2 protein-coding genes (1 of these 2 only partly in view) are annotated in these 11,506 nt (G+C 75.1%); both read right to left on the bottom strand.

Features of this window, described 5'->3' with window-relative positions:
* Positions 1-12 precede the first annotated feature (12 nt).
* Positions 13-10,194, bottom strand: coding sequence for an SDR family NAD(P)-dependent oxidoreductase (locus tag ACH4E7_RS30405; RefSeq protein WP_396252347.1), 10,182 nt, complete (start codon positions 10,192-10,194; stop codon positions 13-15).
* Between the two features lie 10 nt (positions 10,195-10,204).
* Positions 10,205-11,506, bottom strand: the 3' end of a protein-coding gene (locus tag ACH4E7_RS30400; protein WP_396252367.1) for a type I polyketide synthase. 26,643 nt of this gene lie beyond the right edge of the window; only the last 1,302 of its 27,945 coding nucleotides appear in the window; its start codon lies beyond the right edge, outside the window; it ends in the stop codon at positions 10,205-10,207.

Genomic DNA, 11,506 nt, shown 5'->3' with positions numbered 1-11,506 from the left:
AGGCGGGGTCGGTCAGCGGTCGCTCAGACGGCCGAGCTCGTTGTCGATGAAGGCCAGGACCTCGTCCGCGCTCGCTGCTTCGAGCCGCTCCGCAATGGCGTCCTCGGCATTCTGCGCGTCCTGGTTTCGCAATTTCTCCAGCATTCGGCGCAGCCGGAGCGAAACCGCGTTGCGGGTCGCCTCGTCGGTGTCCGCATCGGCCAGGGCCGCGTCCAGGCGGTCGAGTTGACCGAACAGCGCGGCGCCGTCCGCCGCGTCCTGCTCGTCCAGGAGTACGCCGAGCAGGTGCGCGGCGAGGACGGCGGACGTGGGGTGGTCGAAGACCAGGGTCGCGGGCAGGCGCAGGCCGGTGACGGCGGTGAGGCGGTTGCGCAGCTCCAGGGCGGTGAGGGAGTCGATGCCGAGGTCGTGGAAGTCGCGGTCGGCGGCGACGGCCTGCGGCGAGGCGTGGCCGAGGACGGCCGCCGCCTCGGTGCGGACGAGGTCGACGACGTGGCGCAGCCGGTCGGTCTCGCGCAGCTCGGTCAGGCGGGCGGCGAGCGCGGCCACCGCTCCGGTGCGGCCGCCGGTGGACTCGGCCGCGCGGCGGGCGCCGCGGACGAGTCCGCGCAGCAGCGCGGGCACGGTGCCAGGCATCCTGGCCGGGCCGGAGGCGCGGCCGATGGGGACGAGGTAGGGCTCGTCGAGTCCCATGGCGGCGTCGAGCAGGGCGAGGCCCTGGTCCTCGGTCAGGGGCGGGACGCCGGTGGCGTGGATGCGGCGCAGGTCGGCTTCGGAGAGGGTCCCGGTCATGCCGGCGGTGGGCATCCAGGCGCCCCAGCCCAGGGACTGGGCGGGCAGGCCCTGTTGGCGGCGCCAGATGGCGAGCGCGTCGAGGTAGACGTTGGCCGCCGCGTAGTTGCCCTGGCCGGCGCTGCCCATGACGCCCGAGATGGAGGAGAACAGGACGAAGGCCTTGAGGTCCTGGTCCTTGGTCAGCTCGTGGAGGTTCCACGCCGCGTCCACCTTCGGTCGGAGGACGGCCGACAGGCGCTCAGGCGTGAGCGCGGTGACGATACCGTCGTCCAGCACACCGGCCGCGTGCACCACTGCGCTGATCGTCCGGCCGTCCAGGGCCTGCGCGAGCGCCTCGCGGTCGGCGGCGTCGCAGGCCACCACCTCGGCTCGGGCACCCAGCTCCGCCAGCTCGTCCACCAGCTCGGACGCACCCCCACGACGGCTCAGCAACAGCAGCTCCCGCACGCCGTGTTCGGTCACCAGGTGCCGGGCGACGAGCCGACCCAGACCGCCGGTACCACCCGTGATCACCACGGTTCCCGTACCCCAGCCCAACGAGGGCCCGCCGGCGGCCACCCGGGCGAGTCGGCCCACCCGCACGGCACCGATACGGGCGGTGAACTGGAATTCGCCGCGGTCCAGTTGAGCGCAGACGACGGGCAGCGCCGTCTTCACGTCCGACGCGCGCTCGACGTCGAGCAGGGCGAACCGGCCCGGGTTCTCCGCCTCGGCCGCCCGCACCAGGCCCCAGACCGCGCCGCCGACGAGGTCGGCGACCTCACCGCCCGGCACCGCACCCCGGGTCGTGAACACCAGGCGGGAATCCGCGAACCGCGGCTCGGCCAGCCACTCCTGCACCAGACCCAGCGCCCACGCCGTCACCTCGTGCACGTCCTCGGGCGTCGAACCACCCGCCACCGGCACGAGCACGACCTCCGGCACCTCGCCGGTCACGTCGGCGAGCGACGGCACGTCCTCGCCCAGGGTGACGGCCCGCACGGGCCCGGCGGCCCGCGCCGGGACGTCCACCCAGTCGAGCCGCAGCAGCGCCCCGGCCAAGCCGCTCCGCTCGGTCACGGCGGACGGCTCGGCCAGCGTCAACGACCCCGCCGACAGCACGGGCCCGCCCGCCGCGTCCGCGACCTCGACGGTCACCGTGTCCGCACCCACCCTCGCGACCCGCAGCCGCACGACGGCCGCGCCGGTCGCGTGCGGCGCCACGTCGCGCCAGCCCGTGGGCACCAGGCGTGCGCCGTCGTCCGCCCCGGTCAGGGCGGCGATCTGAACAGCCGCCTCCAGCAGCGCCGGGTGCAGCCCGTACGGCGCCGCGTCCTCGGCGCGGCCCGGCAGGACGGCCTCCGCGAACACCTCGTCGCCCCGCTGCCACACGGCCTGCAGCGTGCGGAACGCCGGGCCGTGGTCCAGCGGGTCGTGGCAGGACTCCGGGTCCACGGCCACCGCGTCCGCCGGGGGCCACGCCGAGGCGTCGAAGCCGCCCTCCGGCTCGCCGACGGCCAGCGTGCCGGTGGCGTGGCAGGTCCACGGGCCGTCCACCGCGTCCTCCGACCGGGCGTAGCAGCTCAGCGGACGCGTCCCGGCCTCGTCCGGCGCGCCCACCACCAATTGGACGACGACGGCGCCGTCCTCGGGCAGCGCGAGCGGCTCGGCGAGCGTCAGCCGCTCGACCCGGTCGCAGCCCACCTGGTCGGCGGCCCGGACGGCCAGCTCCAGGAAGCCGGTCGCCGGGAAGACGGCCGCGCCGCCCACCCGGTGGTCGCCCAGCCACGGCTGCGCCTTCAGTGACAGCCGGCCGGTCAGCAGCACGCTGCCCGAGTCGGCCGGGGTGACCACCGCGCCCAGCAGCGGGTGCTCGGCGGGCCGCAGGCCCGCGCCGGTCACGTCGCCCGTGTGCGCGGCCTGGGCCGGCCAGTAGCGCTCGTGCTGGAAGGCGTACGTCGGCAGGTCGACGCGCCGGGCGCCGGTCCCGTCGAAGAGCCGGGCCCAGTCGACGGGCACGCCGACGACGTGGAGGCGGGCGAGCGCCGTCAGCAGGACGCCTTCCTCCGGCCGGTCGGGGCGCAACGCGGGGGCCGCGATGCGGCCGGCGCCCGCGTCGAGGTTCTGCTCGGCGAGGGCGGTGAGCACGCCGCCGGGGCCGAGCTCCAGGTAGTCCGTCGCGCCGGCCGCGTCGAGGGTGCGGATCCCGTCGGCGAAGCGGACGGCCTCGCGGACGTGACGCACCCAGTAGTCGGGGGTGGTGCAGTCCGCGCCCAGGGCGCCGGTGAGGTTGGAGACCAGTGGGATCGAAGGGGCCTGGTACGTCAGCCCGTTCAGGACCTCACGGAAGTCCTCCAGCATCGGGTCCATCAACGGCGAGTGGAACGCGTGCGAGACCCCCAGCCGCGTCGTCTTGCGGTCGGCGAAGTGCGTCTCGATCGCCGCGACCGCCTCCTCCGCGCCCGAGACGACCACGGACGACGGGCCGTTGACGGCGGCGATCGACGCGAACTCGTCGAGCAGTTGCCGAACTTCGTCCTCCGTGGCCTGCACGGCGAGCATCGCGCCGCCTTCCGGCAGCGCCTGCATCAGACGGCCACGAGCACCGACCAGCGTGCAGGCGTCCGCCAGCGAGAACACCCCGGCCACATGCGCCGCCGCGATCTCACCGATCGAGTGCCCGGCTACGAACTCGGCTCGCACGCCCAGCGATTCGACGAGCCGGTAGAGCGCCACCTCGACGGCGAACAATCCGGCCTGGGCGTACGCGGTCTGGTTGATCAGCTCCTTGTCAGAGCCCCAGACCACATCGCGCAAGGGCACGTCCATCGCCGCACACACCGCGTCGAACGCCTCCGCGAACACCGGGAACCGGGCATACAACTCCCGCCCCATCCCCAGCCGTTGCGAGCCCTGCCCGGAGAACAGCAGCGCGAGCCGGCGCTCTCCCGCCGCACCACGCGCCACCTCGGCGCCGTCCAGCAGCACCGCCCGGTGCCCGAACCGCGACCGCCCCGCCAGCGACAGCCCGACGTCCACCGGCGAGCCGTCCAGGTCGGCGAGCCCGGCCAGTTGCGCGTCCAGCGCGACCTCCGACGCTCCCGAGACCACCCACGGCACGACGCCCGGCGCGATGCCCGGCTCCTCGGCCTGGTCCACCACGGGCGCCTGCTCGACGATCACGTGGGCGTTCGTCCCGCTGATCCCGAACGACGAGACCCCGGCCCGTCGCGGGTGTCCGGACTCCGGCCAGGCACGCGCCGCCGTCAGGAGTTCCACCGCGCCCGCCGACCAGTCGACGTGCGAGGACGGCGCGTCGACGTACAGCGTCTTCGGCAGCACTCCCTCCCGCATGGCCTCCACCATCTTGATGACGCCCGCGACCCCGGCCGCCGCCTGGGTGTGCCCGAGGTTGGACTTCACCGAGCCGAGGAGCAAGGGGATTTCGCGGTCCTGCCCGTAGGTCGCGAGGAGGGCCTGGGCCTCGATCGGGTCGCCGAGGGTCGTGCCCGTGCCGTGCGCCTCGACGGCGTCCACCTCACCGGCCGACAGCCCCGCGTTGGCCAGTGCCTGGCGGATCACGCGCTGCTGGGACGGACCGTTGGGGGCCGTCAGGCCGTTCGACGCGCCGTCCTGGTTGACGGCGCTGCCGCGCACGACGGCCAGCACCGGGTGCCCGTTGCGGCGGGCGTCCGAGAGCCGCTCCAGCACCAGCACGCCGGCGCCCTCCGACCACCCCGTGCCGTCCGCACCGTCCGCGAACGCCTTGCAGCGCGCGTCCGGAGCGAGCCCGCCCTGGCGGGTGAAGCCGAGGAAGCTCATCGGTGTGGACAGGACGGTCACGCCACCGGCCAGGGCCAGCGTGCACTCGCCACTGTTGAGGGACTGCGCGGCCAGGTGCATCGCCACCAGCGAGGAGGAACAGGCGGTGTCGATCGTGAGCGCCGGGCCCTCCAGTCCGAAGCAGTAGGACACCCGGCCCGAGATCACGCTGTTGGCCAGCCCGGTGCTCGCGTGGCCCTCCACCTCCTCCCGGGAGTTCATCACCAGCGAGGCGTAGTCCTGGCCCGTCGTGCCGACGAAGACGCCCGTCCGGCTGCCGCGCAGCGCGGTCGGGTCGATACCCGCCCGCTCGAAGGCCTCCCAGGACGTCTCCAGCAGGAGCCGCTGCTGCGGGTCCATCGCGAGGGCCTCGCGCGGCGAGATGCCGAAGAAGCCCGCGTCGAAGTCCCCGAGACCGGCGAGGAAGCCGCCCTGGCGGGTGGCGCTCACCCCGTGGCCGGTGCCGAAGAGCGCGTCGAGGTCCCAGCCGCGGTCGGTCGGGAACTCGGTGATGCCGTCGCGGCCCTCGCTCAGGAGCCGCCAGAGGTCCTCGGGGGTCCGCACTCCGCCGGGCAGGCGGCAGGCCATGCCGACGATCGCGATCGGATCCCCGGTATCGGCGCGGGTGGCGGCTGCCGGGGCCACCACGTCGTCTTCTTCGCCGAGGAGTTCCCCGAGGAGGTGCGCGGCGAGGGCGTGCGGGGTCGGGTAGTCGAAGACCATGGTCGCCGGGAGCCGGAGCCCGGTGACGTCGGCGAGGCGGTTGCGCAGCTCGATCGCGGTGAGGGAGTCGAAGCCGAGGTCCCGGAACTCCCGTCCGGGGTCGACGGCTCGGCCCGAGGCGTGGCCGAGGACGCCGGCCGCCTCCGCGCGGACGAGGTCGACGAGGTGACGCAGGCGGTCGCCCTCGCGCAGTTCGAGGAGACGGGCGGCGAGCGCGGCGCCCGTGCCCGTGGTGCTCACGGCCGTACGGCGCCCGACGGGCAGGAGGGCACGGAACATCGTCGGCACCTCGCCGCGGGGGCGGGCGCCGGCGGCCATGCGGCCCGCCGCAACCAGGTAGGGCTCGTCGACGGCCATGGCGGCGTCGAGCAGCGCGAGACCGTCCTCCTCGGTCAGGGGCGGGACGCCGGAGGAGCGGATCCGGTGCAGATCGGTCCCGGAGAGCGTCCCCGTCATACCGGCCGTCGGCACCCACGCACCCCAGCCCAGGGACTGGGCGGGCAGGCCCTGGTGGCGGCGCCAGTGCGCCAGCGCGTCGAGGTAGACGTTCGCCGCCGCGTAGTTGCCCTGACCGGCGCTGCCCAACACACCGGATATCGACGAGAAGAGGACGAAGGCCTTGAGGTCCTGGTCCTTGGTCAGCTCGTGCAGGTTCCACGCCGCGTCCACCTTGGGGCGCAGTACGGCGGCGAATCGCTCGGGCGTCAGTGCGCTCACGACGCCGTCGTCCAGCACACCGGCCGCGTGCACGACGCCCGTGACCGTCCGGCCGTGCAGCGCCTCCATGAGGGCCTCCCGGTCGGCGGCGTCACAGGCCACCACCTCGACGTCGGCGCCCAGCGCGCGCAGTTCCTCCAGCCACGCGCCGACGCCACCGCGGCGGCTCAGCAACAGCAGGTTCCGGACGCCGTGTCCCGCCACCAGGTGGCGCGCGACGAGCCGGCCGAGGCCGCCGGTGCCGCCCGTGACGACGACCGTGCCCTCGCCCCAGCCCGCGGATGACCCGCCGCCCGCAGCGCGGGTCAGTCGACCGACGCGCACGGCACCCTCGCGGACCAGCACCTGCGACTCGCCGGTCGCCAGCACTGCGTCCAGCGGCAGCTCACCGTCCGCGTCCACGAGGGCGAACCGGCCCGGGTTCTCCGACTCGGCCGCCCGCACCAGGCCCCACACGGCAGCGCCGGCGAGGTCGGACACCTCGCCGGCCGCCAGGGCACCCCGCGTGACGAACACGAGGCGCGCGTCCGCGAAGCGCGGTTCGGCCAGCCACTCCTGCACCAGGCCCAGCGCCCACGCCGTCACCTCGTGCACGGCCTCCGGCGTCGAACCACCCGCCACCGGGACCACCACAGCGCCGGGCACCTCGTCGCCGAGCTCCGACAGCTCCGCGATCTCCACGCCCAGCGTCATGGACCGGACACCCACCGGCCGGGCGGGCGCAGCCGCGACCCACTCCAGCCGCAGCAGCGACCCGTTCGCCCCACGGGAAGCAGCGGCCGGCTCGCCCACCTCCACGGACTCCGCCGACAGCACGAGCTCGCCCGCCGCGTCGGCGAGGACCAGCGACAGCGTGTCCGCGCCCGTCCGCGCCAGCCGAGCCCGCGCCACCGTGGCACCCGTGGCGTGCAGCGACACCCCGGACCACGCCACCGGCACGAGCCTGCGGTCGTCCGCCCGCAGGACGGCGGTCAGCAACGCCGGGTGCAGACCGAACCCGGCCGCCGAGCCTGCCAATTCGGCCGGGAGCTCGGCCTCGACGAAGGTCTCCTCGCCGCGCCGCCAGACGCCGGCGCCGTCCGCGACCGCGCCGGTCGGCGGCCAGGCCGCCGCGTCGAAGTCGGCGGCGCGCGCTCCCGTGGCCAGCACCCCGGTGGCGTGCTCGGTCCAGGGCTCGTCGAGCCCGCCGTCGGGGCGCGAGAAGAAGGTCACCGTCCGCGTACCCGACTCGTCCGGCGCGCCTGCCCGGACCTGGACCATCGTGCCGCCACCCGCACCGCCGAGGGCGAGCGGTCGGGTGACGGCGAGCCGCTCGACCCGGTCGCAGCCGACGTGGTCGCCGACCCGGATCGCCAGCTCCAGGAAGCCGGCCGCCGGAAAGACGTCCGCGTCGCCGTCCCAGGCCGCCGCCATGCCGGGCGAGAGCCGACCGGTGAAAACGACGTTGTCCGTACCCGCGAGCGGCACGGCCGCCCCGAGCAGCGGGTGGTCCGCTGCCAGCAGACCGGCGGAGGCGACGTCGCCGATGCGGCGGGCGGGGCGCGGCCAGTAGTGCTCGTGCTGGAAGGCGTAGGTGGGCAGGTCGACGCGGTGGGCGCCGGTGCCGTCGAAGAGCCGCGCCCAGTCGACCGGCACGCCGGCGACGTGCAGCCGGGCCAGCGCGGTGACGAGGGTGTGCTCCTCGGGCCGGTCCCGGCGCAGCAGCGGGAGGGCGGGGGCGTCCGAGTCCTGCTGGGCGAGGGCGGCGAGGACGCCGTCCGGGCCGAGCTCGATGAAGGCGGTCGCACCGGCCTCACGCAGGGTGCGGATGCCGTCGGCGAAGCGGACGGCCTCGCGGACGTGGCGCACCCAGTAGTCGGGGGTGCGGAGGTCCTCGTCGCCGAGTTCACCGGTGAGGTTGGAGACCAGCGGGATCGAAGGCGCGCTGTACGTCAGCCCTTTGAGGACCTCACGGAAGTCCTCCAGCATCGGATCCATCAGCGGGGAGTGGAAGGCGTGCGAGACCTTCAGCCGCGTGGTCTTGCGGTCGGCGAAGTGCTCCTCGATCGCCGCGACGGCCTCCTCCGTACCGGACACGACCACGGACGACGGGCCGTTGACGGCCGCGATCGACACGAAGTCGTCAAGCAGCGGCAGGACTTCGTCCTCCGACGCCTGCACCGCCAGCATCGCGCCGCCCTCCGGCAGCGCCTGCATCAGCCGGCCACGAGCAGCCACCAGCGCGCAGGCATCCTCCAGCGAGAACACCCCGGCCACATGCGCCGCCACGATCTCACCGATCGAGTGCCCGGCCACGAACTCCGGCTCCACGCCAAGCGATTCAAGCAGCCGGAACAGCGCCACCTCGACCGCGAACAACCCGGCCTGGGCGAACTCCGTCCGGCTCATCAGCTCCGCATCCGAACCCCACATCACCTCACGCAGAGCCGGATCCCACTCCGCACACACCGCATCGAACGCCTCCGCGAACACCGGGAACCGGGCATACAACTCCCGCCCCATCCCCAGCCGCTGCGACCCCTGGCCGGAGAACAGGAACGCCGTCGACCGCTCCCCCGCCACCCCGCGCGCAACCTCGGCCCCGTCCACCAGCACCGCCCGGTGCCGAAACCGCGACCGCCCCGCCAGCGACAGTCCTACGTCCATCAGCGAGCCCCCGACCCCGGTGAGCCGCTCCACCTGCGCGTCCAGCGCGGCCTCCGACTTCGCCGAGACCACCCACGGCACCACGCCCGGCACGACCGAGAGATCCGCCCCAGCAGCATCCTCCGTCGGAGCCTGCTCGACGATCACGTGCGCGTTCGTCCCGCTGATCCCGAACGAGGACACCCCCGCCCGGCGGGGCCGCTCGTCCCCTGGCCACTCGCGCGCCTCCGTCAGCAGCCGCACCGCGCCCGCCGACCAGTCCACGCGCGAGGACGGCGTGTCCGCGTACAGCGTCTTCGGCAGCACGCCCGCCCGCATCGCCTCCACCATCTTGATGACGCCCGCGACCCCGGCCGCCGCCTGGGCGTGGCCGAAGTTGGACTTGACCGAGCCCAGCCACAGCGGCCGGCCGTCGTCCCGCCCCTGCCCATAGGTGGCGAGGAGTGCCTGGGCCTCGATCGGGTCGCCGAGCGGCGTGCCCGTCCCGTGGCCCTCGACGGCGTCGACGTCGGCGGCCGTCAGCCCGGCGTTGGCGAGCGCCTGGCGGATCACCCGCTGCTGCGAGGGGCCGTTGGGCGCGGTGAAGCCGTTGGACGCGCCGTCCTGGTTCACCGCCGAGCCCCGGACGACCGCGAGGACGCGGTGCCCGTTGCGGCGGGCGTCCGAGAGCCGCTCCAGCACCAGCACGCCGACGCCTTCGGCCCAGCCCGTCCCGTCGGCCCCGTCGGCGAACGCCTTGCAGCGCCCGTCCGAGGCCAGTCCGCCCTGCCGCGAGAACTCCATCAGCGAGCCGGGCGTCGCCATCACGTTGACGCCGCCCGCGACGGCGAGCATGCACTCGCCGGCCCGCAGCGCCTGGACCGCCCAGTGCAGGGCGACCAGCGAGGACGAGCAGGCGGTGTCGACCGTCACCGCCGGGCCCTCCAGCCCGAGGGTGTAGGAGAGGCGGCCGGAGAGCGCCGAGGCGGCGATGCCGGTGCCGATGTCGCCGGTGGCGTCGGCCAGGGAGCGCACCAGTAGGTACGCGTAGTCCTGGCCGTTGGTGCCGAGGAAGACGCCGGTGCGGCTGCCGCGCAGCGCCGTCGGGTCCAGGCCCGCCCGCTCGAAGGCCTCCCACGAGGTCTCCAGCAGCAGGCGCTGCTGAGGGTCGGTGGAGACGGCCTCGCGGGGCGAGATGCCGAAGAAGTCGGCGTCGAAGCCGGACACCGAGTCGAGGAAGCCGCCGCGCCGCGAGACGCGGGTGCCGCGCTCGTCGACGCCGGCGTCCGCCAGGGCGCCGAGGTCCCAGCCGCGGTCGGCCGGGTAGCCGCCGGTGGCGTCGGTGCCGCCCGCCACGAGGTCCCAGAGGTCCTCGGGCGAGGCGACGCCGCCGGGGTAGCGGCAGCCCATGCCGATGACGGCGACGGGTTCGGCGGCCGCGGCCAGGAGCTGCCGGTTCTGCTTGCGCAGCCGTTCGGTCTCCTTCATCGAGGACCGGAGAGCGGCGACTACTTTGTCGTGGGGCGTGGTCATCTCTGCTCCGTCAGTCCTGGGCGTGGTCGGGGTCGTTGCGCAGGGCGGCCTGCACCAGGTCGTCCAGGTCCATCGCGTCGATCGCGTCGGTGTCCTCGGCCTCCTGGGCGGGCGCGCCGTCGGCGAGCCTCAGCAGCGCGTCCAGGACGCCGCTGCGCCGCAGTCGGTCCAGCGGGACGGACTCGACGAGCGCCCGCAGGCGGGCGCGCTCGGGTTCCGCGGATTCCACGGCCTCCCCGTCACCGGCCAGCAGGCCGAGCAGGTGCCCGGCGAGCTCGGTCGGGCTCGGGTGGTCGAAGACCAGCGTCGGGGACAGGTCGAGGCCGGTGGCGGCGCCGAGCCGGTTGCGCAGCTCGATCGCGCCGAGCGAGTCGAACCCGAGGTCGCGGAAGGCCTTCTCGGGGCCGACGGCCTCGATGCCGGGCAGTCCGAGCACCTCGGCCGCGCGGCCGCGCACCAGCCCGAGGAGGGCGGCGGAGCGGCGGGCCGGGTTGAGCGCGGCCAGTTCGGCGCGCAGCTCGCGGCCGTTGGCGTTGTCCCCGCCGGGGCCCTGCGGGTCGGCGTAGCCGGGGAGTTCGGCGAGCAGTCGGCTCGGGCGGACGGCGGTGAAGGCCCGGACGAAGCGCTCCGGGTCGACGTCGGCGACCAGGGTGGTCGGCGCGGTGTCGAGGACGGCGCGGCGCAGCGCGGCGACCGCGACGGCCGGGTCGAGCGGCCGGATGCCGGTGCGGCGGGCGGCCTCGCCGGCCCGGGCGTCGGCGGCCATGCCGCCGCCGGCCCAGGCGCCCCACGAGAGGGAGGTGGCGGCGAGTCCGTCGGCGCGACGGCGCTCGGCGAGGGCGTCGAGAACGGCGTTGGCGGCCGCGTAGTTGCCCTGGCCGGGGTTGCCGACGGCCGCGGAGGCGGACGAGAACAGGGCGAAGACGGCGAGGTCGTGGTCCCTGGTCAGCTCGTCGAGCAGGAGGGCCGAGGTGGCCTTGGCGCGGTAGACGTCCTCGAAGCGGCCGGGGGTGAGGCCGTCGATGACGCCGTCGTCGAGCACGCCGGCGGCGTGGACGACGGCGGTCAGCGGGTGCTCCGCGGGCACGGCGGCCAGGACGGCGGCGAGCGCCTCCCGATCGCCCGCGTCGCAGGCCGCGACGGTGATGGCGGCGCCGGTGGCGGCGAGTTCCTCGCGGAGCTCGGCTGCCCCGGGAGCGTCCAGGCCTCGACGGCTCAGCAGCACGAGGTGCCGCGCGCCGGCGGCGGCGAGGCCGCGGGCGACCTCGGCGCCGAGCGCGCCGGTGCCGCCGGTGATCAGGACGGTGTCGGT

Origin of the sequence: Kitasatospora sp. NPDC018058 (assembly GCF_044327205.1) — a bacterium.
In the GTDB taxonomy this organism is placed as follows: domain Bacteria; phylum Actinomycetota; class Actinomycetes; order Streptomycetales; family Streptomycetaceae; genus Kitasatospora.
The sequence above is the reverse complement of the archived record's forward strand: the minus strand, read 5'-3'. Positions and strand labels throughout refer to the sequence as shown.